The organism is Streptomyces sp. NPDC005435 (assembly GCF_040703155.1).
GTDB lineage: Bacteria > Actinomycetota > Actinomycetes > Streptomycetales > Streptomycetaceae > Streptomyces.
Genome location: NZ_JBEXEQ010000011.1, coordinates 139645 through 163633, shown reverse-complemented (window position 1 = coordinate 163633; position 23989 = coordinate 139645). Strand labels below are relative to the sequence as shown.

Sequence of the window (23989 nt, the reverse complement as noted above, 5' to 3'; positions counted from 1 at the left end):
ATCCGGTTCTTTCACGAGGTCGTGGCGGCGGTTGAGTGAGATTAGGGGGATGTATCCGCCCTCAAGTCGACTCAGCTCGCCGGAGGCTCGTCGGCGATGAGGTCCAGAAGCTGGTCGGGGGTGAGAGTGGTGAGATCGACGGAGCGGTTTTCGAGTACGAGCCGTGTCGACGTCTGCTGAGCGTCGAGTTGTCGGGCGCGCTCGATGAGCTCGCCGGCGCGGCGCCGTTTGAGGATACGGTCGGTGATGTCCGCGACCGCGAGCATGGCCGATGGGATGGACAGCACCAAGGATGTCACCGCGATGGGATCGACGCCCTTGGTGCCCGGGTCGTTCGTCGGCTCCGCTGTCGGAGCCGGTTCGAGTTGGTAGCCCCAGGCCGAGGTCAACTCGGCGACGCTCTTCTCGGCGGCTTCGACGTTCGCTCCGACAAGTTCGATGATCATGATTCCTCGTTTTCGTCGTCAGTGGCTTTGAGTAGCTCATCGAGCCGGTCAACAATGTCTGCGGCACCGATCTTGTCGGCAGCGGATCGACTTGCCTGAAACACCTGTCGGGCCTGGCCGCGTTCGCCCCCGGCCAGCAGAAGTTGCCCCAAGGTAGCCCCGACGACCGTAATGCCGTCCGGCCGTTGAAGCTTCAGAAGGAGCCCAAACGAGGTGACCAGCCGCGGTGTCGCCGCGCTGAGATCCTGGCGACTCAGATCGATTTGCGCAAGGTCCCAGTTGGCTGCCGCGATGCCCTCCATATCACTGAGTCGCTCATGGACCTCCAAACGCTTGAGGTGCAGTTCGAGAGCCTCGTCGACGTTGCCCCGCTGCTGATGGATGTCGGCGATCTTTCCCCAGGTGACCGCGATCGAGCGGGTGTCACCGATCCGTTCGTACACCGGCAGGGCGATCTCATGGCGGATCCGCAATGCCTCGTCGACGTTGCCCCGCTGCTGATGGATGTCGGCGATCTTTCCCCAGGTGACCGCGATCGAGCGGGTGTCATTGATCCGCTCGTACACCGGCAGTTCGACCTCGCGGCGGATCCGCAATGCCTCGTCGACGTCGCCCCGCTGTTCGAGGATGTCGGCGATCTTTCCCCAGGTGATCGCAGCTTCGCGGGTGTCACCGATCCGTTCGTACACCGGCAAGGTGACCTTGCGGCGGATCCGCAATGCCTCGTCGACCTCGCCCCGCTGTTCGAGGATGTCGGCGATCTTTCCCCACGTGACCGCGATCGAGCGGGTGTCATTGATCCGTTCGTACACCGGCAAGGTGACCTTGCGGCGGATCCGCAATGCCTCGTCGACGTCGCCCCGCTGTTCGAGGATGTCGGCGATCTTTCCCCAGGTGACCGCGGCCGAGCGGGTGTCATTGATCCGCTCGTACACCGGCAGTTCGACCTCGCGGCGGATCCGCAATGCCTCGTCGACCTCGCCCCGTTGCAGGTAGATGTCGGCGATCTGGCCCCAGGTGACCGCGATCGAGCGGGTGTCACCGATCCGTTCGTACACCGGCAGTTCGACCTCGCGGCGGATCCGCAATGCCTCGTCGACGTCGCCCCGCTGTTCGAGGATGTCGGCGATCTTTCCCCAGGTGACCGCGATCGAGCGGGTGTCATTGATCCGTTCGTACACCGGCAAGGTGACCTTGCGGCGGATCCGCAATGCCTCGTCGACCTCGCCCCGTTGCAGGTAGATGTCGGCGATCTGGCCCCAGGTGACCGCGATCGAGCGGGTGTCATTGATCCGTTCGTACACCGGCAGTTCGACCTCGCGGCGGATCCGCAATGCCTCGTCGACCTCGCCCCGCTGTTCGAGGATGTCGGCGATCTTTCCCCAGGTGACCGCGATCGAGCGGGTGTCATTGATCCGTTCGTACACCGGCAAGGTGACCTTGCGGCGGATCCGCAATGCCTCGTCGACCTCGCCCCGTTGCAGGTAGATGTCGGCGATCTGGCCCCAGGTGACCGCGATCGAGCGGGTGTCACCGATCCGTTCGTACACCGGCAGTTCCACCTCGCGGCGGATCCGCAATGCCTCGTCGACCTCGCCCCGCTGTTCGAGGATGTCGGCGATCTTTCCCCAGGTGATCGCAGCTTCGCGGGTGTCACCGATCCGTTCGTACACCGGCAAGGTGACCTTGCGGCGGATCCGCAATGCCTCGTCGACCTCGCCCCGCTGTTCGAGGATGTCGGCGATCTGGCCCCAGGTGACCGCGGCCGAGCGGGTGTCATTGATCCGCTCGTACACCGGCAGTTCGACCTCGCGGCGGATCCGCAATGCCTCGTCGACGTCGCCCCGTTGCAGGTAGATGTCGGCGATCTGGCCCCAGGTGACCGCGATCGAGCGGGTGTCACCGGCGTCGGTGAACAGTTCGCGGGCCTGATGAAGCAGGTTCTCGGCCCGGTCGACCTCGCCACGGGTGATCAGGCGGTTGGCGTGGTCGTAGAGGACTGCGGCACGGTCTGCAGGGTCGGTCTGCCGGTCGCTGGACAGGGTCTGCTCGACGGCACGGTGGAGTAGTGCATCGGCCTGGTCGCCGTCGCCGCTGGTGACGGTCGCGTCGGCGACGGCTCGTAGCAGGGCGATGGAAATCTCGTGGTTGTGGCGGTCGAGGAGCGCGATCGCTTGGTGGCCGAGCTCGGCGGCGATGGAGGCCGGGCCTTGCCGCAGGGCGGACACAGCCGCAGCGGCGCAGTCGGCGGCGATGCTCGGATTGTCGGCGGCCAGGGCGAGTTGGGTCAGTTGCAGGTCCAGGTCGCCGGCGCGGGCGGGTTGAGGTGTCGCACCGCCCCACTGGGCGTACAGGGGCTCGGCCACCACGCCGGCGAGGGCGGCCCGCTCGTCGGCAGTGAGGGGCGTCAGGCGGCCGGCCGCAAGGGCGTTGACGGCCAGGGCCGGGACGTCGGGGCGGTGCTGGTCGGGGAAGGTGTCGAGGAGTCCGAGGCCGCACAGGCGGGAGGCCGAGCCGCCGACGGCGGCGGCGAGTACGTCGATGACGGGTACCGGTACCGGGACGGTGAACAGGGTGCAGGCGCGGAGCAGGTCGCGGTGGGTGGGTCCGGCCTGGTCGAGGAGGGTGTCGAGGGCCAGGTTCTCCAGGAACGCGCGGATGTCGGAGTTGTCGGCCGGGAGGTCACCCTGTTGAAGGTAGGCCTCCATGCCGGCGACGGCGGCCTCGGCGTGTTCCTGGTCGACCTCGCTGCCGTAGACCAGGCGCAGCCCGATGAGGTCCTGCAGCCCGGGGTTGCCGCGGCTGACGTCCAGGGCCCGCCGGGCCAGATCGGCGCGCTGGGTCAGGTACTCGGGCGGGGCGAGGTCCTGCTGACGGCGCTGGAGTTTGCGCCGGGCCGCCGAGGACAGGGGCCGCAACTGGACCGGTTCCAGGCGGGTTTCCAGGCCGCCGAGAGTGAAGGTGTAGCGGCTGGTGACCAGTATTCGGCTGTCGGTGAGGGCCGGCTCGAACGCGGAGAGCACGTCGGCGAGCACGGTGGCGTACTCGGGGTCGACCCGGTGCGGGCCCTCGGGGGCGGGAATCAGGATCTGTTCGAGATCGTCGATGATCAGGAGGAGGGGCTTGCGAACGGCGTCGAGTTCCTGGGCGCATGGTCCGGCCAGCAGGTCGATCAGCAGCGGTTTGAGGCGCTCCGGGTGCTGGCGGACCTCGGCGCGCCTGTCTTCGACGAGGGTGCGGGCGTCCGGGTTGGCGGCGACGGCGTCGGCGATCGCGTCGAGGATCGCCGCCGGGGTGTAGTCGCCGAAGACGACCGCGACGGACCGGTTGGGGTGACGGTCGGCGATCCGGGCGGCCAGGCTCGACTTGCCCAGCCGGCCCTGCCCGCGGAGCAGGACCCCGGCCTTCTGCCCGCCGCGCAGGGCCCGCAGCGCGTGCTGCATCTCCGGGCGGCGGCCCACGAACATCTCCGCCGCCGCGACCGGCAGTTGATGCTTGCGGTCCAGGAACGTCTTGGTGACATGATGCGGGGGAACCATCTGCCGTTTGCGGTTGCCCGCGACCAGCCGGCCGCCACCGGTCGGCCCCAGCCACAGCCGCGCCAGATGCCAGTCGGCGCGCACGTACTCATCGGAACACGCCAGCAGTTGGCTGCGGGCGCCCGCGACGGCCTCGGCCACGTCGACACGGCGGCTGAGCAGCCGGTACAGGTGCTCGGCGAAAAGAGTTGCGGCCTGGTCGCTGACCGAGCCGTCCCAGCCGATGACGGCGGGAATCCCGGCGGACACCAGCCCGGTGGCCATCGAGTGCGCCACCGACACGCCGGGATCGGCCGTCGGACCGCCTCGGCGGCCGGCTCCGGCCGGAACATGTCCGGTCACATCGGCGCCGGTGGCGGTCAGGCAGGCCGACACGAAGGCGAGCCGCGGCCGGGGGGTCAACAGGCCCACCAGCGCCTCGGCGGTCGTCGGACGCCCGTTCCCGAGATCGTCCTCCATCAGCAGGACCGGGGTGGCGGGCCCGTCAGGACCCGGGCGCCAGTTGTGCAGCCCGTGACACGACAGATGAACCACCGGCATCCCGCCGATCTCGGACAGCCGCAGGCCGAGATGCTCCGGGTTGCCGGAGTCCTCGACCACGAGATCGAGACTCGTCTCCCCGACGGCGTTGAGGATGGCCGTCTCCTCGGCCTCGAAGTCCAGCTCGTGCTGGTCCCGGGGTGCCGAGGCCATGAACGCCACCCCGAGCCGGTACCCGTCCACGTCCTGCGCCGGGCTCGGGGCACCGAGCCGACGCGCCGCGGCGAACGACTTCGATGCCGCGGCGAGGAATCCGCCCTCGGGGGCGGCCAGCAGCTCGTACGGTGCCCGCAGCAGCGCCCACGCCGCCACGGACGGTCTCGCCGGCGCCCGGACCTCGAACACCAGCGGCGTCGGCGCCTCGTCGAGCAGGCGCGTCAACTGGCCGAGGTCGCCGTCGAGCCACCGGTACAACGCGCGTCCCACCGCGAGCAGCGCCTGATCCCTGGAGCCGTTGCGCACGGCGTCCACGTACTGGCCGGCGACGGAGTTGAGCAGGTCGACGTCGGGAGTCCGCAGCGTCCTACGGGGTCCGACCCGCCGGCCATCAACGACCAGCTCAAACCCGTTGTCGTCCACGACCAGCCCGGTGACCATGCGTCATCCTACCGTTGCTGAGCGCCGCCACTCCAGGTTCTTCCACCGGACCGCGCGGCACTCCCGACACTGAACTGCACGCAGAAAGGAGCGCGGAGGAGGACTCGGAGGAGAGCCGCCGTCTGATCCTCGACGGCCGTACCCTTCAGCCGCCCGGCATCCCGATCACAGCCCGCACGGCCTGCGCGACCGGTTGCCCCACCGCGCCCACCGTCGCGGCGACCCCGGCGATGGCCATCAGTGCCCGGTGCCGCTCCTGTGGCGGGACGGGGGTGGTGTGGCTGACGGCGGGCAGCGCCTCGTCCAGGAGGGCCGCGCTGCTCCGGAGGATCTGCGGCTGGGCGCGCAACTCCAGGATCTGGGCGTGTAGTTCGGCGAGGGCCGCGATGACGGCGGGGTCGAGTCGCCCGGATGCGTCGGTGCCGATCCGGGTCTTGACGATGCCCTGGTGGCCCTGGCCGCCGTGGATGGTGACGCTGTCGCCGTAGTGGTAGCTGTTCCCGCTCATGTCGCGATCCCCACGTTTCCGATCCCGCCGTACATGTTCACGTTGTCGCCGAAGTGATAGCTGGCCGGTGAGACCGTCAGCCGTTCCTCCACGACCTGGAACTCCGTCTCGGGGTGCTCGATGGCGTAGGAGATCTGGCCGACGAGCTGGTCCGGGTACCGCGGGTTCGGGCTGGTGACGACCGCGGCGGAGGCGCTGTTGGTCTGGACGGCCAGGACGTACTGGGGCGGCGCGGTCCAGATCCGCATCGCCTCGATGAAGAAGTACACCGCGGCGGAGAAGGCGATGAGCCACACGAACCCGAGGTAGCCGAGACCCGTCTGTCCTCCGGTGCCGATCAGGAAGGGCAGCGCGGGGAGGGTGCTGAGGAAGGCGACGACCGCGGTCCCCGCCGTGTACGTGAGCCACCGCGTCACCGCCTCCCGTCGCCGGGGTTGCGGCATCGAGGTGCGGACGCGGGTGATGTTGTGCAGCGGATAGGCCGCCGTGCCGATCCACAACAGCCGTTTGCTCACCCGCAGTTCCAGCCGGGCCCCGGCCATCGGTGCCAGGGGAGGCGGTGAAGGGGGCTGGTGCGGCACGGAGGAGGCGCGGAGGCAGACCGCCGTGAACGGCGTGGAGGGGCTGAGTCTGTCGGCCGTGGCCCGCGCCGTGGGCGTCACCCCGCCTGCCCTCTACCGCTACTTCGACGGCCGGAAGGGGCTCGCGCTCGCCGTCTGCGAGGACGTGACGGCGGAACGCGTCGCGGTCGTCTCCGGCGCCGTGGACCGCGCGGGCCGTGAGGATCTCGGCGCCTGTCTGTACGCCGCCACGCGGGCGTTCTTCGACTGGTCGATCGCGCACCCGGCCGAGTTCGACCTGCTGATGGGGGCCGGCTACGCCCGGCCGGCCTCCTTCGTGGAGGCGTTCGAACCGGTCTTCGTACGGGAGTTGGGCCGGCTCTACGTCTCACTCTTCACGGAACTGCTGAACCGGACGGGACTTGAGTATCCGGAGGACGACCGGCTCGACCCCTCGCTCGCGCGGAACCTCACCGCGTACCGGCAGCTCATGGGAGCGGCGGAGGACTTTCCGCTCGGCGTGGTGCTCACGATGATCACATGCTGGCGGCAGATCTACGGTCTGACATGCATGGCGGTGTACGGCCACATGGCCACCGCCTTCGACGACTTCATCGCGCTGTTCGACCACATGCTGGACGACCTCCTCGCCGGGCTCGGTCTGCTACGAGGCCCCGGGCAGGGATGAGGAGTACGGCCCCGCACCTCACGACAGGTCCGCCCCCTCCTCCTCTCTCAACTGCCATTCCCTGACCGAAAGAGCACGGTCGTGCAGTTGGCCGACCCGCATGGCCTCCCCGCGCGTGGTCACCCTCGGCAGCGGGGTGAAGTCGTCGGGAAGTACGTCCAGCAGGCTCAGTACGTGTTCTCCCGTACGCAGACCGATCAACAGCATGCACCGCAGGTGGTCCGGCAGTTCCGGGCGGTGGGACAGGCTGTGCCACATGACCGGCCACAGGTAGTGGACTCCGTCGGGCGCCGCGTTCGCCCGTACCCACGCCGGGTCCAGGCGCTGGCTCAGCCCGAGGGCAAGTGCGCGTTCCTCCAGCCGCGACAGCGAGGCGGAGTCAATGGCCTTTACCGTACGGGGCAGTTGCCGATCGGAGTGCATCGCTACGGTCCTTCGGGTGAGATACGGCGGTCGGTGGGACCCGGGGCCGGACCGGCGGGCCGCCACTTCAGGTCGCGGAGAACCGCCACGGCCCACTGATAGTGACCGTTCGCCCGGATCGGCTCGCCCTCCCGCGCGTACAGGTCGCAGGTGAGGATGGCGATGATCTCGGCGTAGGCGCGCAGCAGTTGGGCGCGTGGGCGGGAAGTTCGTTCGGCGGCCCGGTCCAGCAGTTCGCGCCAGACCGTGAGGCGGTCGGGGTCGTACTGCCGGTAGGAGACGCAGGCGCCGGCCATGTCGTAGAGCGGGTCGCCGGTCATGGTGAAGGTGCCGAAGTCGATGACGGCGCCGACGGTTGTCCCGTCGAGCATGAGGATGTTGTCCGGGTACAGGTCGCCGTGGATGACGGCTTCGGGGCCCGCGTAGGGGTTGGCCAGGGCGGCGCGGAGATCGTCCACCAGGGTGGGGAAGTTGGGGATGTCTTCGGCCAACGTGTCGGCTACGGACGGGAGTTTATCGGTCAGCAGCCGGTCGAGGAAGCGGTGCCAGTCGGGGGCGGACGGTTCGCCGGGGGCGGTCAGGAGCATCCGGTGGCCGGACCCGGCCGGGGCGGACAGCGCGCCGAGCGCGTGGACGGCGTCCAGGTAGACGTCCTTCGACCGGGACGCGGTCAGGTCGCAGGCCTCTCCCATGGGCCTTCCCGGCAGCCGGGTTTCGAGAGCGGCGAGCAGGGGGCCGTGCGGCTCGACGGCGTGGATGCGGGGCAGGGCGTAGGGCACGGCACCGCGGTCGAGGCGGTCGTAGAAGCCGCGCAGTGTCTCCAGGCGGGCTCGCTGTGTGCCGTCCGGGTCGGCGTACACCTTGAGGACTCGCCGGGGGCCGAGGCCGTACACCTTGGCCTCGGTGCCCGTGGCGATCAGGCGGCTGTGATCGAGACCGTGGGCGGAGAGGAGTTCGGTCTCCGCCTCGGCGGTGATGTAGTCGACGTCTCGGCGGTGGATCACGGGTGGCTCCGGGGGAGGCGGGGGCGGCCGGGCCGGCGGGTGCGGCCGTCGGCAGTATGCGGTCCAGCCGTAGGTCCAGCCGTATGCGGGCGTCGGGAGAATTCTCGCCGCCTCGCATCTGCGAGCCCGGCCGTAGCGCCTCTCGCGGCAGGGCCGGTGCTTCGGAGCGGCGCACCGACCGGCTGGGACGCCTGTCCGTCGGCGGTGGCCGTTTGTGGCGGATGCCATGCCTTGAGGCGGAAAGGCTCGCAGATGCCCGGTTGAGCGGCGGTTTGCCGCTGTGGCGACGGATCGTCGTCCCCGCAAGACTTGAGGGAATCGTGCCTGGAGGCGGGTGGATCATGAGTGCCATCGAACAGTCCGTCGAGGTCAAGGTGCCGGTGCGTACGGCGTACGACCAATGGACGCAGTTCAAGAGCTTTCCCCGGATGATGAAACCCGTGCTGCGGGTGGATCAGGTGGGGCCCGCGATGACGCGCTGGAAGGTGCGGGTCGGGCTGTTTCCCCAGGAGTTCATGGCCGAGATCGTCGAGCAGCGGCCGGACTCGCTGATCGCCTGGCGCGATGCGGAGCGGCACCCCAGGCACTGGGGCGAGGTGTACTTCCGCGCGGCCGGACCGGACCGGGCGGTGATCGAGGTGCATCTGCACATCGAGCCGCACGGCCTGCTGGACCGGCTGCCCGGCTCGGCCAACCGGGTGAGTCAGGCCGTCCGCGAGGCGCTCGACAACTTCAAGGAAGTCATCGAGGGGCTGGGGGCCGCGAACGGTGCCTGGCGCGGCTCCATCCACCACGGCCGGGTGACCCCGTCGGAGCCGAACCCGCCCAGGAGCCGGGTGCCCAAGTGGCCCGTGGGCTGACCTCCGGGCGACAGGCCGGCCGGGGATCAGGGGCCGGCCGGAACCGGAGACCACGGGCCGGTCAGAAGGGGGGCGCGCACGTTCCGCCGGACACAGCGAGAGGCAGTTCCCATGAAGAAGGCGCCGAAGCACGAACCCGATGAGCCGCTGGTCGTCACCCCGCCCAAGAAATGGGCCGCGGGCGTGCCCGCGGTGACGCACGCCCTGGAGTACTCCCTCGACGAGACGACGCTGCGCACCACCGCCACCACCCTGCTGACGATGAACCAGGTCGGCGGCATCGACTGCCCCGGCTGCGCCTGGTCCGACCCCGCGCCGGGCCACCGGCACATGAACGAGTACTGCGAGAACGGCGCCAAGCACATCAACGACGAGGCCACCGCGCGCCGGATCACCCGCGACTTCTTCCGCGCGCACCCGGTGTCCTGGCTGAACGAGCAGTCGGACCTGTGGCTGAACCAGCAGGGCCGGCTCACCGAGCCCATGGTCAAGCGCCCCGGCTCCGACTACTACGAGCCGATCAGCTGGCACGACGCGCTGGGCCTGGTCGCCGACGAGCTGAAGGCGCTCGACCACCCCGACGAGGCCGTCTTCTACACCTCGGGACGGGCCAGCAACGAGTCGGCCTTCCTGCTGCAGCTCTTCGCCCGCGCCCTTGGCACCAACAACCTGCCCGACTGCAGCAACCTGTGCCACGAGACCAGCGGCTTCGGGCTGCACGAGACCCTGGGCACCGGCAAGGGCACGGTCGCGCTCGAGGACTTCTACCAGTCCGACCTGGTCTTCCTGGTCGGCCAGAACCCGGCGACCAATCACCCCCGCCAGCTGTCCGCGCTGGAGAAGACCAAGGACAACGGCGGCAAGATCATCTCGGTGAACACGCTGCCCGAGGCGGGCCTGATGCGGTTCAAGAACCCGCAGCAGATCCGGGGCGTCATCGGCGACGGCGTCAAGATCTCCGACCTGTTCCTGCACATCCGCAGCGGCGGCGACCTCGCCCTGTTCCAGGGCATCAACCGGCTGCTCCTGGAGGCCGAGGACGCGGCCCCCGGCACCGTGCTCGACCACGACTTCATCAACGACCACACCTCCGGCTTCGAGGAGTTCAGCCGGCACGCCCGCACCGTCTCGTGGGACGACATCCTCACCGCCACCCAGCTCACCAAGGAGCAGATCGAGGAGGTACGGGACTACGTCCTGCGCGCCAAGCGCGTCATCGTGTGCTGGGCCATGGGCGTCACCCAGCAGCGGCACGGCGTGCCGACCGTCCGGGAGATCGTCAACTTCCTGATGCTGCGCGGCAATCTGGGCCGGGTCGGCTGCGGCGCGAGCCCGGTGCGCGGGCACAGCAACGTCCAGGGCGACCGCACCATGGGCGTGTGGGAGCAGATGCCCGACGAGTTCCTGGACGCCCTCAAGGCCGAGTTCGGCTTCGATCCGCCCCGCCACCACGGCATGGACTCCGTCAAGGCCATCCAGGCCATGGGCGAGGGCAAGGTCAAGGTGTTCCTGTCGCTCGCGGGCAACTTCGTCCGTGCCGCCCCCGACACCCACGTCACCGACGACGCGATGCGCAAGTGCCGCCTCACCGCGCAGATCTCCACCAAGCTCAGCAAGGCGCACACCGTCACCGGCGACACCGCGCTGATCCTGCCCTGCCTGGGCCGCACCGAGATCGACATCCAGGCGAGCGGCGTGCAGTTCGTCACCGTGGAGAACACCTCCAGCGAGGTGCACACCTCCTTCGGCAAGCTCCGCCCCGCCTCCCGGCTGCTGCTCAGCGAGGTCGCCATCCTGTGCCGGCTCGCCGACCGCTACTTCGACGGCAAGTCCACCATCCCCTGGCGGGACTTCGAGTCGGACTACGGCAACATCCGCGACCGGGTGGCCCAGATCATCCCGGGCTTCTACGACTTCAACCGGCGCGTCGCCCGCCCCGGCGGCATCAAGCTGCCGAACCCGGTCAACGAGGGCGTCTACGCCACCGCCAGCGGCAAGGCCATGTTCACCTGCAACGACTGGGACATGTCCACGGCGCCGCCCGGCCATCTGGTGCTCCAGAGCATGCGCTCGCACGACCAGTGGAACACCATCCCGTACACCGACAACGACCGCTACCGCGGCATCCACGGGCGCCGGAACATCATCATGATCAACCCGGACGATATGGCAGAACTCGGCCTGTCCAGGGGTGAGTTCGTGAACATCATCGGCGTCTGGGACGACGGCGTGGAGCGCCGGGTCGACGGCTACGAGGTCATCCCGTACCCCACCACCAAGGGGTGCGCGGCGGCCTACTACCCCGAGGTGCAGCCGCTGGTGCCGCTGAACAGCATCGCCGACATCAGCAGGCAGCCCACGTCCAAGGGGATCGTGGTCCGGCTCGAACCGGGCACCGCGCCTCCCGGCACCAAGCCCACCGAGTTCCGCGACTGAGGCACGCAGGCCGGGTCAGACGGGCCGGACCGATGTCACCGCGTAGACGACCGCGGGACTCGGTACCGGCCCGCTGCACGTCAGCCGGTACGGCCCCGTGCGCCGGGCGCGCAGGGTGACGTCGAAGGCCGTGGGGCGCGGCGCGTGGAGTTCGACGCGGACGCGCCAGTCGTCGCCGTCGCGGACCGTGTCGGTGACGGTGTAGGCGTGCCGGGCGGCCGGGCCGAAGCGTTCGAGGAGGGCCGCCACCGCGACCTGCTGCACGGGAGCGAGGTCGGTGTAACCCCTCAGATGCTCCGCCTGGATGCGCCCCGCCAAGTGCTCCTCGATCACCCCGACGGCGGATGCGGCGTCGAGGCGGCCGTAGTACACGCCGTCGGGCAGGACGACGACGTTGGCGGCGAACCGGTCACCGCCGACGTGCGTGCACTCCCACACCAGGTTCGGCCAGCGCTCGCCGAGCACCCGCGCCACGGGCCGGCCGCGTACGGCGCAGCAGATGTCGTGCCGGCCGTGGACGCAGACCAGGACGACGGGCGGCTGGCCGAGCCCGCCGGGGGACTGGAGGGCGTCGGCGATCTCCACCAGGTCCTCGTCGCTCGTCCACGTGCCCCAGCGCTGGCGGTACGCGCCGGAGCGCTCGTAGTGCAGGACCGCCCACCGGCCGGGACCGGCGGGCCGGGGCCGGGCGGTGCGCCTGATCAGGAGGATGCGGGCGCGGACGGCGTGGGCGGCGGACCAGACGAGGGCCTTGACCTCCGGGGCGAGACCGAGGCCGTCGAAGCCGTTGGAGGGCCAGCCGCCGCGGTACTCGATCAGCACCCACACGGCACCGCGCGGGGCCGTGCCCGCGAGCGAGTCGCCGCGTATCCGGGCGGCGTCCGCGCAGAAGAAGCGGTCTGTGGTGGTCACCGGAGCGGCTACTGTCCGGCGGGCACCAGTACGCCCGCTCGCAGCAGCCTCCCGGCGAGCGCGAGGCCGAGTTCACCGGCCGCGTGGACCTCGCCGTCGAGCAGGCGGGTCACCGCGGGCAGGTCGGTCTCCGGGAAGTCGAGCCAGCCGACCCGTGTCATCAGACGTGCCCCCTCCAGCCGGGCTTCCAGCGCCTCGCGCAGCCGCAGCGGTGAGCCGGGGGCGAGGCCGTCCACGGCGGCGAGCTGGGACAGCGGCCCGAGCGGGGCCGGGCGCCCCTGGGCCCGGCGGCCGCGGTGGAACAGGGGCGCGGAGTCGGCCCCGGCGACGGCGGCCGCGAGGTGCTCGCGGACTTCGTCGATCGCCTCCGCCGTCCCATGGGGGCCGAGCGGCAGCGAGGCGCGCATCCCGGGGTCCTCGCGCAACGCCGTCAGCGCGGCCTCGGCGAGCTGCTCGGCCAGCGCGTGGCGCGTCCACACGTGGACGCCGAGCGTCAGGTGGATCGACACCTCGCCCTTCGCCCGGGCGGCGTGCAGCCAGCCGCGCGGGAGGTAGAGCACGTCCCCCGGTTCGAGCACGGTGTCGATGTACGCGGGCCCCTTCGCGGCCTCGGCCACGGCCGCCCGGTGCTCGGTCCAGGGCTGCTCGCGCAGCGGGTCCGGGTGGACGGGCTCGTGGACGAGCCAGCGCTTGCTGCCCTGGATCTGGAGGACGAAGACGTCGTGGACGTCGTAGTGATCGTCGAAGCCCTGGTTCTGCGGGGGAGTGACGTAGGCGTTGGCCTGCACCGGGTGGCCCAGCTCCGCGCTCAGCGCGGCGCACAGGCCGCCGACCGGCTCCCATGTGCGGTGCAGTGCCTGGAGGACGAGCGTGGCGCCGTCCGCGAACAGCCGCCACAGCGCCGTGTCGTCGAGCTGGTCGGCGATCGTGGCACCCACGCCGCCGGGCGAGGTGAAGGACGACTCGGGCACCACGGCGCCGTCCTTGGCGACCCGGAAAAAGGGCGTGCGCAGCCCCCGGCGCGCGACGAGCTCGTCCACGGCACCGGCGTCGAACACGTCCGAGAAGTCGCTCGCGCCCCGCGTGAGCAGCGCGGTCCGCGACCACACGTCCCGCGCGAAGTCCTCGAAGCCGAGGCCGGTCAGCCGGCGCTCCAGAATCCCGGCGCCCGTGGGGGTGCCGGGATTCCGTGAGCCGGTCTGTGAGCCGGTCCGTGAGCCGGTCCGTGTGCCGGGTCGAGATCCGGTTCGGGAGCCGGTCCGTGAGTCGGTCAAGAGCCGGCGCCGCCGTCCGCGCTGCCGTCGGCACCGCCGTCGTGCACGCCGGGCTCACCCGCGGCGCCACCGTCGGCGGGCCCCTCGGCTCCGCTGTCCGCGCTGCCGTCGGCGCCACCGTCGTGGACACCGGGCTCACCGGCCGCACCGCCGTCCGCCGGGCCCTCGGCCCCGCCATCGGCACCGCCGTCGTGCACGCCCGGTACCCCGGCCGCGCCACCGTCCGCCGGCCCCTCGGCCCCGCTGTCCGCGCTGCCGTCCGCTCCGCCGTCGTGCACGCCGGGCTCGCCCGCCGCGCCGCCGTCGGCGGGACCTTCGGCGCTGCCGTCCGCGCCCCCGTCGTGCACGCCCGGCTCACCCGCCGCGCCGCCGTCCGCAGGGCCTTCGTGCTCGTTCGGATCCTTGGACATGGCCACAGTTCCTCCTCGGCATCGACATGGTGTGCCCCGCCACCCGCCCGACGGCACCACACATGGCCCTCCGGCGGTACGACGACGGCACTCCGACCACGGTCACCCAGAAACGGGCGGCCTGCATCCGGTGGCATCCGGGCCCGGGCCGGAGACCGGCGGCTGCGCCGGCCGCAGCTGCGTCAGCTGTAGACGAGCAGGTAGTCGCATGTGCTCGTGCCGTCGTGGATCGACGTGTCGCTGTTGAGGATGTAGAAGGAGCCCGCGAAGCCGGAGGTGGTCATCTTGGGGACCACGATCAGGGTCTGGTCCGCCATGTTCAGGGAGTTCGGGCGTACCACGTTCCGGTAGAGGAGGGTGAAGAGGTTGTCGCGGAGGTTGGGGAGGCGGAGGATGCGGTACACGCGGTCGCCGCTGCCGGCGGGGCCCGAGACGGGGGACTGGTTGGCCGGGTCGGCCCAGGCGGAGGGCTGGGTGGCCATGCGGCCGTCCGTTTCGAGCTGCTGCAGCCGCCGCTGGGTGCTTTCCCGGACGGCGGCCATGTGAATGTGCAGCTGCTGGAGGCGGCGGGCGCCCTGGGAGTTGATTCCGAGCCCGATATACGGGGCCTGCACGGGGACGTTTCCGCCGCTTCGCGCGTTCTCCCATGCCTCGTGCCAGTAGTTCGGCGCCGCGTCGGTGTGGATAAACGGGCATTCGATACCGGTGATCCGGCAGGTGGGCAGCGTGAGATAGTTGTGCGTGTTCCGGGGCGCGCCGTGCAGAATGATGTAATGCGGGGTCATCGCCAGGCAGTCGGGCCTGGGCTGCGGCGGCGGAGGGACGATCCCCTGCGTGCAGTACTGGACGTCGTGCCACAGCGGGTCGTCGTCGGTGGGGCTGCCGCAGATGCCCTGGAGCGAGGCAGGCGGGCAGGCCACGGGCCCTCCGGGAGGGGCCGTGGAGCACGACGGGTGGGGCGAGGGGCCGCCGCCGGGTGCCGGTCCCGCCGCCGCGGGCGTGCTCACCGTCGCCGCCGCGCCGGTCAGGAGCGCGGTGGCGCCGACGGCACCGGAGAGGGCGACGAATTTCCGCCGGGGTACTTCGTCCGCATTCCTCTGGTCATTCATGTGGTCATTCACGCGTGAACTCCTGGAGCGAGAGAGGGGATTTCCGTCCCGGCTTTCTTTTTGTCGCCGATCCGCTCACAGGGTAGGGATGGAGAAAGGGATTTCCCATCGGCTGAACGGGTTGGTGTCACGTGTTGCGCCATTGAGCGGTATTCCATTTGTTGTATTCCGTGGACCGTGCGGTGGGGAATCGCGCATCTCCGGTCGCCGGTAAAGTGCCGTCCGATGCCGAAGAACCGCCAGCCCCTGGAGCCCTCCGAGCCGGTGCGGGTGCCCGCGCAAGGCGCCGGCTGGCTGCCGCACGGCTTCCACCTCGGCCCGCACGCGCACGAGCACGGGCAGCTCGTCTACGCCGCCGCCGGCACGCTGGCCACCACGACCGAGCGCGGCACCTGGGTCGCCCCGGCCCACCGCGTGACCTGGACGCCACCGGGATTCGCCCACTCCCACCGCTTCTACGGCCGCACCGACGTACGCCTGCTCACCGTCCCCCTCGGACTGTGCGGCGAACTCGTCGACCAGCCCAGCGTGTTCGCGGTCAGCCCGCTGCTGCGCGAGGCGGTCCTGACGCTGACCGGCGACCGGCCCGAGAGCCGCCCCGGCGCCCACGCCCGGCTGCTCGCCGTCGTCGTGGACGAGCTGTCCGACACCCCCGAACAGTCACTGCACCTGCCCGAACCCCGCGACGACCGGCTCCGCGCCGTCACCGACCTCCTGCACGCCGACCCCGCCCGGACCGCCACCCTCGCCGAGCTGGGCCGCAGGGCGGGGGCCAGTGAGCGCACCCTGAGCCGCCTCTTCCACGCCGAACTGGGGATGAGCTTCCACCGCTGGCGCACGACCCTGCGCATCCACCACGCCCTGGCCCACCTTACCAACGGCCTCTCGGTCACCGACACGGCGATGGTGTGCGGATGGTCCAACCCGTCCAGCTTCATCGACGCGTTCACCGAGGTGGTGGGGCAGACGCCGGGGCGCTATCAGGCGGATCTTCGCGGCGGTACGAAGTAGCCCCTGGCCCTCCTGCGAGAGTTGGCGGGTTTTCGGTATCCGCTGTCCCTTCACCGGTGGTTGACGGTCGAGGGCGGGCTCCAGAGTGGTGGCGGATCGACCGCTCTGAGCACGGAGGCTCGTACACACATGACCGCGACACACGAACAGACCACCACCGTCGTCATCGTCGGAGCCGGCGTCGCCGGCCTGGCGCTCGGCAACTTCCTGCTGCGCAACGGCGTCGGCTGCGTCGTACTGGAGAAGCACAGCCGTGCCTACGTCGAGCAGCGCCAACGGGCCGGAACCATCGACGGTTTCGGGGTGCGCATGTTCCGTGAGTGGGGGCTCGAAGAGGTGCTGGAGGGCGACTCCGTCCCCGAGAGCGAGGGCGCCTTCTTCATCGACGGGGAGGCGATGCCGATCGAGGTGGACGACGACAACGAGAGCCTGTACTGCCCGCAGCAGGTCCTCGTGCGCAACCTCACCGACGTCTTCCTGCGCGACGGCGGCGATCTGCGGTACGAGGCCGCCGATGTGGCGCTGGAGAACCTGGAGGGTGTCAACGGCGGGCGTCCGCAGGTCCGTTACCGCGATGCCGACGGCACGTGGAGGGTCCTCGACTGCGACTACATCGCGGGCTGCGACGGTTTCCACGGCGTCAGCCGGCGTTCCGTCCCGGCCGGCGCCCTCACCGAGTACTCCCACCAGTACGGCTACTCCTGGCTCAGCGTCCTGGCCGCCGTCCCGGCGAACCCGTCCGGCATGGCGATCCACGAGCGCGGCCTCGCCGGGATGATTCCGCGCGGTGCGCGGGCCAGCCGTGTCTACCTTCAGTGCGCCGTGGACGACACCCCCGAGCAGTGGCCGGACCAGCGGGTCTGGAGCGAACTGGAGGCCCGGTTCGGCATCGCGGTGCCGAGCGGCGAGATCGTCTCCAAGCAGATCGTCCCGCTGCGCAGCGTGGTCTTCGAGCCGATGAGCCACGGCAGGCTGTACCTCCTCGGCGACGCCGCCCACATCGTTCCCCCGATGAGCGCGAAGGGCATCCATCTCGCCCTCCACGACGCCGAGATCTTCGCCCGTGCCGTCATCCGCCGGGCGGAGCACGGCGATTCGAGCCTGCTCGACGGCTACTCGGACACCTGTCTGCCCCACATCTGGAACTACCAGGCCTTCGCGACCTGGGTCACCGACGTCATGCACAACGCCGGTGACACCACCCACGAGGGAGAGTTCCGCAAGCAGGTCGCCCGGGCCGAACTCCGGCGCCAGTTCACCTCCGAGGCGGCGAGCAGGCTGTTCGGGGAACTCACGGCCGGGACCAACTAGGCGGCGCCGTAACGGCGTTGCTCCTCGACGGCGTGCCCCTCCTCAGCGGTCGACGGGCGCCACGCCGGCCAGCCCCGTCTCGCGCAGGACGCGTGTCACCGTGTCCTCCAGGGTGCTGTCGGCGGGGACGACGGTCTCGATGCCGCCGGGGAGCAGGTCGCGTTCGCGGTACCAGTCGCGCAGGTGGGCGTGGGTGACCGCGGCCTGGAGTGCGGGGTCGGGCTTCGTCGCGTGGCGGAGCAGGGTCTCCTGGAGGGGGACGTCGAGGTAGTAGCAGCGGGTGACGCCGAGGTGGTCGCGTACGAGGTCCTCCAGCATCGTGGCGTACCGGTCGGCGTAGAGGATGCCCTCGACGACCGTGTGGAACCCGGCGTCCAGGGCGTAGCGGGCCGTCATGCCGATCAGGCCGATGTTGGCCGCGCCGGGGCGGTCCCGTTCGCGCAGGACGACGCGGCGCAGGTTGTCCTGTCCGACCAGGGCCAGGTTGCGGCCGAAGCGTTCGCGCAGCCCGGCCGCGACCGAGGACTTGCCCGAGGCGCTGTTCCCCCGCAGGACGACCAGCCGCGTTTCTCCGGTTCCCACCGTCACGACGGGCACGATAGCGGGCAGACCTCCGCCCCGGGGCTGCCCGAGAACGGGTTCTTCCCCTTCAGCACTCCAGGTACCAGGTCGCGGCGAAGGGCTGGAGCACCAGGAGGACGAAGGCCGCGATCAGGAGCCGTACCGCGATCAGGAGCCAGGTGACGGATCTGGCGGGCCAGTTCGTACGGCCGGCCAGGAGCCAGGTCGGCGCCAGGGACAGCAGTATCCCGCCGGCCATCCAGACCCGGCTGTCCTGCGTGGCCTGGTCGCAGTACTCGTGCCCGCTGAGCGCGTGGAGGAAGACCGCGGTCGCCAGCGTCAGCAGTGTCTCCGCGCCCAGGGGTAGCCGGCTGCGGGAGGGAAGGCGACGCCGGAGCGCGGTCTCCGTCATGAGGGTCTCCATTGCTCGGACCAGGGGAAACACGGGCGCTCGGACCACGGGAAACACCGGGCGATTCAGGTGATCATCTTTGTATACCCGCCGGTACCCCGGTGGCGAGCGTCCCTCCTCGCGGTCGTCGTCTTCGTCGTCCTGCTGATCAGCGCGGCACTCCAGGCCCTGATCCCCCGGGACTGGCTGGTGCGCGTGCTCGACCGGCGCGGGCGGTGGTCCGGCGCGGTCGCGGGCGGGCTGCTGAGCACGCCGTCGATGAGGTGTACCTGCTGTACGGCCCCGGTGGCGGTCAGCCTGCGGCGCAGCGGCGCCTCGACCGCCGCGACGGTGGCGTACTGGCTGGGCAACCCGCTGCTCAACCCCGCCGTCGTGGTGTTCCCGCTGCTTGTCGCGCCCTGGCAGTGGACCGCGGTGCGGGTGGTGGCCGGGGTGCTCACGGTGGTCGCCGGGGCGGTGCTGGTGAGCCACCTCGCGGATCGCCGCCGTACGGCACGGGGGGGTGGGGGTGGCCGGGGCCGCGGGGCGGAGCCGGCCGGTGCGCGCGCCCGGGACTGAGGGGCGGAGCCAGCTGGTGCGCGCGCCCGAAGCCGCAGGTCAGAGCAGGCCGGCCGGCGCGCCCGAGGCGTCCGCGTCCGCGCCGAACAAGCCCGCCGGGCCCGGCGACGTGGCGCTGCGGTTCCCGCGGACGCTGACCCGGATGACGCTCGTGCTCATCCCCGAGTATCTGCTCGGGGTGCTGCTGATCGGCGCCTTCCGGGGCTGGATGCTGCCGCTGACGCGGGACGCCGTCGGGCACGGTACGGCGACGGTGGTGGCCGCCACGGTGATCGCCGCGATGCTGGGGACGCTCTTCGTGATCCCCACCGCCGGCGAGATCCCGATCGTCCAGGGCCTGGCGGTCCTCGGCCTCCCGGCGGGTGTCCTCGGTGCCCTGCTGATCACCCTGCCCGCCATCAGCCTGCCGAGCATGGCCATGGTCGGCCGGACCTTCGGCCGGCGGCTGACCACGGCCACGACCGTCCTGGTGGTGCTGGCGGGGCTGCTGGGCGGGGTGCCGCTGGCCGTCCTGTGAAAGTGTGTTGGCGCGGACACGGCCGCTCTGGCAGCCTCACACGGATGCGCGAGACGAACGACTGCCATGACGCCCCGAAGGACCACTGGGTCTTCGGTCTGGAGGAGATACCCGCGTTCCACGAGGGCGGGGACGGCGGGATGCACCGGGTCGCCCCCGCCTTCCACAGCACCGTCATCCGCGCTCCCGAGGGCACGCCGGATCAGCTGCGCTGGGCGGCGGAGGAGATCGTCGCCCAGTGCGGGCCCGAGTTCATGCCGGCGGCTGTTCTGCTGCAATGGCTCCAGGTCGAGGCCGGTGACGAGGTGTCGCTGGGGGTGGAGAGCTGCCTGCTGGAGCGCGTCGCGGACGACCGGATCCGGCTGCGCGCCCACTACGGCCAGTGGGACGAGCTGGTCGTGCCCCTCGCGGACGTCCGGCGCATGCTGATCGACATGATGCGCTACCTCACCACGGAGGCCCGGCATCCGCTGCCGGCCTGGCGCATCCGGCTCCTTGGGGAACGGGACCGGACCCAGCGGCGCACCGCCGAATAGCCGCAACCCCTCGCCGCCCGTGCGGGCGGCGCGCTCCTCGATTACGGTGTATGCATCGTTCACATCCGCGCGGCAGCGCGAGGCGATGTGCGCGGTGCCCACCTCACGGAGGTCTCCCATGTCCCAGGCGAACCGCTCCTACCACCACGGCGACCTGCGCGCCGCCTGTCTGCGCGCCGCGCGCGAGCTGCTGGAGGAGGACGGCAGCGCCGGACTGTCCCTGCGGGCCGTCGCGCGGCGGGCGGGGGTGTCCGCCACGGCGCCCTACCGCCACTTCGCGGACCGGGAGGCGCTGCTCACCGCGGTCGGGGCCGAGGGGTACCGGGAGCTGGGCGCGTATCTCGCCGCCGCGCACCCCGCTCCCGTCACCGCCGACGACCTCGCCGAGATCGCCGTGGCATACGTACGTTTCGCCCTCGACCACCCCGCGCTGTTCCGCGTGATGTTCGCGGAACCCTGCGATCCGGCCAGTGAGGAACGGCTTGAGGCGACCATCGCCATCTCGCAGTACGTGCGCGGCATCGTCCACGACGTCTTCCCCGACGCCGACCAGGACGCCCTGTCGACGGCGGTGTGGGCCCTCGTGCACGGCCTGGCCTTCCTCCACCTGGACGGCAAGCTGGACGCGTCCGCGCCCGAGGTGGTGGACGGCCAGGTCAGGGCGGCCGTCCACGCGGTGCTCACCGCCACACCGGAGCGGGTCAGGGCGTGACAGGGCGCCTCAAGGCGCCTCAGCCCACCGTGCCGCCCGGCCCGGTCGTACTGTCGGACAGCCGCTCCGCCCGCAGCGCGGAGCGGCGCAGCTTGCCCGCCGCGCTGCGCAGCGGAGCCGTGACCAGCTCGATGGACCGGGGCCGTTTGTGGGGTGACAGCCGGGTGGCCAGGAACGCGTCGATCTCCTCGGCCGTGATGGGGCGGCCCTCCTCGATCTGGACGATGGCGTGGACACGGTTGCCGCGGTCCGGGTCCGGCAGCCCGATGACCGCGCCGGACAGGACGTACGGGTGCTCGGTGAGGGCGGCCTCGATCTCGGCGGGATAGACGTTGACCCCGCCGACCAGGAGCATGTCCGAGCGGCGGTCGTGGAGATAGAGGTAGCCGTCCGCGTCGAACTCGCCGATGTCGCCCAGGGTGGACCAGCCGTCCACCTCGTGGAGTTCGGCGCCGAGATAGCGGAAGGCGGGCGGCTTGCCCTCACCGACGCGCATGAAGACCTCGCCGGGGACACCGGGTTCGGTGACCGGCGTGCCGTCGAGCGCCACGATCTTGATGTCGCCCCAGGTGGTACGGCCCACCGAACCCCGGTGCGCCAGCCACTCGGTGCCGGAGATCGTGCAGCCGGCCTGGGCCTCCGTCCCGGCGTACAGCTCCCGGATCCGCTCCGGGCCGAGCCAGTCGATCCACGCCTGCTTGGTCGCGGGCGGGCACGGTTCGGCGCAGTGCCACACCGAGACCAGCGAGGAGAGGTCGTAGCGCTCGCGGGTCTTCTCGGGCAGGGCCAGGATGCGCCGCATCATCGTCGGTACCAGATACACCCAGGTGATCGCGTGCCGTTGGATCTCGGCGAGGACCCGCTCGGCGTCGAACCGCTCCAGGAGCGTGACCGTGCCGCCGTTGAACAGGGTCGTCATGGCCGTGGAGAAGGGGGCGTTGTGGTGCACCGGCGCGGTGACGAGCGACCGCTCGCCGGGCCTGAGCCCCCACGCCTCCATGTCGAACGGGTTGAACGCCCCCGCGGCCCCGGACAGGATGATCTTCGGCCTGCCGGTCGAACCTCCCGAGGTCGGGGCCTTCCACGAGGGGCCGATCTCCGTGGCGAGGTCTCCCTCGAACTCGCCCGCGCGGCACCGGAGTTCGGCGACCGTCGTCGACCGGAACCGGCCGTCGCCCACCGGCGCCCCCTCCTCAAGGCCTACGACCACCGCCGGGTCCGACAGCGCGAGGATCGCCTCCTCCTCGCGCGGCGCGAGCCGTGTCGACAGCGGCTGCGGTACGGCGCCGAGCTTGAGGCAGGCGAAGGCCGCGACCACGACGTCCACACCGTTCGGCAGCATGAGGGGGACGATGCGGCCGCGCCCGACACCCGACAGCCGTAGACCGCAGGCGACTTCATCGGCCGCCCGGTGCAACTCCGCCCAGGTCAGCCGCTCGTCGCCGGCGCGGACCGCGACGGTGTCGGGGTGCTCGGCCGCGTACGCCTGGGGGATGTCACCGAGCGGGAACCCCGGTTCGGGGGTGAACATGACCATCTCTCCTCGTGGTTCGGGAAGTTCGGGAGGTCCGGCGCCGGCGGGGTAAACCGGCGGGGTGAACCGCTCAGGCGTACAGCTGCGTTCCGGGCAGCGTCTCCGGATCGGCCCGCACCTCGGCCGGGTTCGTCTCGGGCAGGAACCAGGCGCTGACGAAGGTGATCAGACCCATCAGCGCGATGTAGGCCGCGACGAGCGTGGTCGACCCGGTCTTGGCGATGATGGTGGTCATCAGGATCGGCGTGCCGCCGCTGACGATGATCGCGGACAGCTGGTAGGCCAGAGAAGCCCCGGAATAACGGACGTTGGGGGCGAACAGCTCGCCGAGGAAGGCGGCCATCGGGCCGTAGGTCAGCCCCTGGAAGAGGAACCCGACGGTGATCGCGACGAAGACCAGTGGCGCCGAGGCGGTGTCCACCAGCGCGAAGTAGGGGAACGCCCAGGCCGCCACGCCGAGTCCGCCGACGAGGATCAGGTTGCGCCGGCCGAACCGGTCCGACAGATGGCCCGCGTAGGGGAGTATCCCCGCCATCAGGGCCGAGCTGAGCAGGGTGACGGTCAGCAGGGAGTTGCGCTCCATGTGCAGCGTGGTCGTGCCGTAGCTGAGCAGGCCGGTGATGCTCACGTAGAAGAGGCTGTTCGTGGCGGAGAGGGTGCCGCAACCGAGCAGGATGGTACGCCAGTTGCGGCGTACGGCCTCGGTCAGCGGGGCCCGGACCACGGTCGCCTCGGGCTTCTTGGTCGCCGCCTTCTGCAACTCGCGGAAGTCCGGGGTGTCCTCGACCTTGCGCTGGATGTGCAGCACGACCGGGAACATGACCGCGCTCAGCAGGAACGGGACGCGCCAGCCCCAGTTCAGGAAGGTGTCGTTCGAGACGACGGTGCCGGTCGTGGTGAAGATCAGGTTCACGATGATGACCGCGACCGGGACGCTCGTCTGGCCGAACGTGCCCGCGAAACCACGGCGTTTGGGGTGCGCCGACTCCGTGAGGAGGAGCGCGATGCCGCCCCACTGGCCGCCCGCCGCCGCGCCCTGGACGAACCGCAGCAGCACCAGCAGCGTCGGGGCGAGCACACCGACGCTCGCGGCGCTCGGCAGACAGCCGATGAGGAACGTCGCGGTCGCCATGCCGATCAGACACGCGACGACCGTGGGCTTGCGGCCGTACTTGTCACCGAAGTGACCGGCGAGCAGCCCGCCGAGCGGCCGGGCCACGAAGCCCGCCCAGAAGGTGCTGAAGGACAGCAGCGTGCCCATGAAGGCGGAGGAGTGCGGGAAGAAGACGTGCGGGAAGACCAGGGCCGCCGCCGTGCCGTAGAGGAAGAAGTCGTACCACTCGATCGAGCTGCCGATCAGTCCGGCCGCGAGCAGCTTCCAGCCGGTGCGGCGCTCGGGGGCCGTGGCGGGGTCGGAGCCGCTGCCCTGGATGGGGGCCTGCGCGGAAGAGGCCATGGGGCATCCCTCGGTTCTGGGTAGGGCCGCGACCTGCGTCACAGCTCTGTGTCGTGCGGTGAGAGTAGAGCTGAG

At 70.8% G+C, this 23989-nt stretch carries 23 protein-coding genes; 9 read left to right on the top strand and 14 right to left on the bottom strand.

All coding sequences use genetic code 11. From position 1 onward, the window contains the following. Positions 1-71: 71 nt before the first annotated feature. From AB0898_RS16240 to AB0898_RS16225, 4 genes are all read right to left on the bottom strand, one after another. Entirely contained in the window at positions 72-446 is a 375-nt protein-coding gene (locus tag AB0898_RS16240; RefSeq protein ID WP_366803576.1) for a hypothetical protein, read from the bottom strand. After that, positions 443-5122 (bottom strand): CHAT domain-containing protein, encoded by a 4680-nt coding sequence (locus AB0898_RS16235; RefSeq protein WP_366803575.1) that lies wholly within the window; start codon positions 5120-5122, stop codon positions 443-445. Before AB0898_RS16235 ends, AB0898_RS16240 begins: the two co-directional genes overlap by 4 nt. A 145-nt stretch (positions 5123-5267) precedes the next feature. After that, entirely contained in the window at positions 5268-5630 is a 363-nt protein-coding gene (locus tag AB0898_RS16230) for a hypothetical protein (protein WP_366803574.1), read from the bottom strand. Continuing rightward, positions 5627-6172, bottom strand: coding sequence for a DUF6232 family protein (locus AB0898_RS16225; protein ID WP_366803573.1), 546 nt, complete (start codon positions 6170-6172; stop codon positions 5627-5629). Before AB0898_RS16225 ends, AB0898_RS16230 begins: the two co-directional genes overlap by 4 nt. Before the next feature lie 64 nt (positions 6173-6236). Here AB0898_RS16225 and AB0898_RS16220 point away from each other — a divergent pair, with 64 nt between their 5' ends. Further along, positions 6237-6878, top strand: coding sequence for a TetR/AcrR family transcriptional regulator (locus AB0898_RS16220; protein WP_407078350.1), 642 nt, complete (start codon positions 6237-6239; stop codon positions 6876-6878). Between the two features lie 18 nt (positions 6879-6896). Here AB0898_RS16220 and AB0898_RS16215 read toward each other — a convergent pair whose 3' ends face one another. Together AB0898_RS16215 and AB0898_RS16210 are read right to left on the bottom strand one after the other, a co-directional pair. Further along, positions 6897-7301, bottom strand: coding sequence for a hypothetical protein (locus AB0898_RS16215; RefSeq protein WP_366803572.1), 405 nt, complete (start codon positions 7299-7301; stop codon positions 6897-6899). Positions 7302-7303: 2 nt separating this feature from the next. Beyond that, complete coding sequence (locus AB0898_RS16210; RefSeq protein WP_366803571.1) at positions 7304-8305, bottom strand: aminoglycoside phosphotransferase family protein; 1002 nt, start codon at positions 8303-8305, stop codon at positions 7304-7306. A gap of 341 nt (positions 8306-8646) precedes the next feature. Between AB0898_RS16210 and AB0898_RS16205 the strand changes: the two genes are divergently transcribed. Beyond that, positions 8647-9165, top strand: a complete 519-nt coding sequence (locus AB0898_RS16205) for an SRPBCC family protein (protein ID WP_366803570.1) — start codon at positions 8647-8649, stop codon at positions 9163-9165. A 111-nt stretch (positions 9166-9276) separates the two neighbouring features. Continuing rightward, positions 9277-11601: an FdhF/YdeP family oxidoreductase gene (locus AB0898_RS16200; RefSeq protein ID WP_366803569.1), complete on the top strand. Its 2325-nt coding sequence runs from the start codon at positions 9277-9279 to the stop codon at positions 11599-11601. Positions 11602-11616: 15 nt separating this feature from the next. On the opposite strand, the gene AB0898_RS16195 is transcribed toward AB0898_RS16200, so the two are convergent. From AB0898_RS16195 to AB0898_RS16180, 4 genes are all read right to left on the bottom strand, one after another. After that, on the bottom strand, positions 11617-12513 hold the full coding sequence (locus tag AB0898_RS16195; RefSeq protein WP_366803568.1) for a sucrase ferredoxin: 897 nt from the start codon (positions 12511-12513) through the stop codon (positions 11617-11619). Positions 12514-12521: 8 nt separating this feature from the next. After that, entirely contained in the window at positions 12522-13673 is a 1152-nt protein-coding gene (locus AB0898_RS16190; protein ID WP_366803671.1) for a JmjC domain-containing protein, read from the bottom strand. Positions 13674-13783: 110 nt separating this feature from the next. Next, positions 13784-14197, bottom strand: a complete 414-nt coding sequence (locus AB0898_RS16185; protein WP_366803567.1) for a BatC protein — start codon at positions 14195-14197, stop codon at positions 13784-13786. A 182-nt stretch (positions 14198-14379) separates the two neighbouring features. Continuing rightward, the gene (locus AB0898_RS16180) at positions 14380-15117 is read right to left on the bottom strand and encodes a CDP-diacylglycerol diphosphatase (protein WP_366803566.1); all 738 of its coding nucleotides are present in this window, start codon (positions 15115-15117) and stop codon (positions 14380-14382) included. 414 nt (positions 15118-15531) lie between these two features. Here AB0898_RS16180 and AB0898_RS16175 point away from each other — a divergent pair, with 414 nt between their 5' ends. Together AB0898_RS16175 and AB0898_RS16170 are read left to right on the top strand one after the other, a co-directional pair. After that, positions 15532-16317, top strand: coding sequence for an AraC family transcriptional regulator (locus AB0898_RS16175; protein WP_366803565.1), 786 nt, complete (start codon positions 15532-15534; stop codon positions 16315-16317). Between the two features lie 129 nt (positions 16318-16446). Beyond that, complete coding sequence (locus tag AB0898_RS16170; protein ID WP_366803564.1) at positions 16447-17628, top strand: 4-hydroxybenzoate 3-monooxygenase; 1182 nt, start codon at positions 16447-16449, stop codon at positions 17626-17628. 42 nt (positions 17629-17670) lie between these two features. Here the strand turns inward: AB0898_RS16170 and AB0898_RS16165 are convergent, their stop codons facing one another. Together AB0898_RS16165 and AB0898_RS16160 are read right to left on the bottom strand one after the other, a co-directional pair. Continuing rightward, positions 17671-18210: an AAA family ATPase gene (locus tag AB0898_RS16165; protein WP_407078355.1), complete on the bottom strand. Its 540-nt coding sequence runs from the start codon at positions 18208-18210 to the stop codon at positions 17671-17673. A gap of 67 nt (positions 18211-18277) precedes the next feature. Next, on the bottom strand, positions 18278-18601 hold the full coding sequence (locus AB0898_RS16160; protein WP_366803562.1) for a hypothetical protein: 324 nt from the start codon (positions 18599-18601) through the stop codon (positions 18278-18280). Between the two features lie 69 nt (positions 18602-18670). Here AB0898_RS16160 and AB0898_RS16155 point away from each other — a divergent pair, with 69 nt between their 5' ends. From AB0898_RS16155 to AB0898_RS16140, 4 genes are all read left to right on the top strand, one after another. Next, positions 18671-19159 carry a permease gene (locus AB0898_RS16155; RefSeq protein WP_366803561.1) on the top strand — a complete coding sequence of 163 codons (489 nt, stop codon included), beginning with the start codon at positions 18671-18673 and terminating at the stop codon, positions 19157-19159. 16 nt (positions 19160-19175) lie between these two features. Continuing rightward, positions 19176-19676: a permease gene (locus tag AB0898_RS16150; protein WP_366803560.1), complete on the top strand. Its 501-nt coding sequence runs from the start codon at positions 19176-19178 to the stop codon at positions 19674-19676. Positions 19677-19720: 44 nt separating this feature from the next. Then, complete coding sequence (locus AB0898_RS16145) at positions 19721-20212, top strand: hypothetical protein (protein ID WP_366803558.1); 492 nt, start codon at positions 19721-19723, stop codon at positions 20210-20212. Between the two features lie 118 nt (positions 20213-20330). Beyond that, positions 20331-20924 carry a TetR/AcrR family transcriptional regulator gene (locus AB0898_RS16140; RefSeq protein ID WP_366803557.1) on the top strand — a complete coding sequence of 198 codons (594 nt, stop codon included), beginning with the start codon at positions 20331-20333 and terminating at the stop codon, positions 20922-20924. Positions 20925-20943: 19 nt separating this feature from the next. Here the strand turns inward: AB0898_RS16140 and AB0898_RS16135 are convergent, their stop codons facing one another. After that, a complete protein-coding gene (locus AB0898_RS16135) occupies positions 20944-22455 on the bottom strand; it encodes an AMP-binding protein (protein WP_366803556.1) in 1512 nt (503 codons plus the stop codon). Positions 22456-22528: 73 nt separating this feature from the next. Continuing rightward, complete coding sequence (locus tag AB0898_RS16130; RefSeq protein ID WP_366803555.1) at positions 22529-23914, bottom strand: MFS transporter; 1386 nt, start codon at positions 23912-23914, stop codon at positions 22529-22531. Between the last annotated feature and the right edge of the window lie 75 nt (positions 23915-23989).